The sequence below is a fragment of the Christiangramia aquimixticola genome (genome assembly GCF_048285835.1).
Classification (GTDB): domain Bacteria; phylum Bacteroidota; class Bacteroidia; order Flavobacteriales; family Flavobacteriaceae; genus Christiangramia; species Christiangramia aquimixticola.
The window spans coordinates 1-329 of sequence record NZ_JBLVTL010000128.1 but is presented as its reverse complement, the minus strand read 5'-3'; the positions used below and the strand labels follow the sequence as shown (position 1 = coordinate 329).

General features: G+C 41.6%; 1 protein-coding gene. It reads left to right on the top strand.

All coding sequences use genetic code 11. The features are described 5' to 3' along the window. A partial coding sequence (locus tag ACNKXV_RS13810) for a DUF7507 domain-containing protein (RefSeq protein WP_470269833.1) occupies nt 1-329 on the top strand: 329 nt, incomplete at both ends.

The window sequence follows — 329 nt, the reverse complement described above, 5'->3', positions numbered from 1 at the left end:
TCTAAAGAAGCGAAACTTACTATTACCAATGTGGTAGATCTAACAGCGATCGATGAGCCTTCTACTCTTACTTACACTATCTCTGTAGCCAATACAGGAAATGTGAGTTTAACAGGGCTTACGCTAACCGATGATACTACCACTGCTACCCTGAAATCAGGTGACGATGGGAATGGAATACTGGATGTAAATGAAACCTGGATCTTTGAAGCTACTTACAATGCTACTCAGACTGATATCAATAACGGTACTACCCTATCAAATACTGCAAGTGTAGTAACCAACGAAGTACCTGGTCCTACCAGCGCTACTGCCAATACTACCATTGA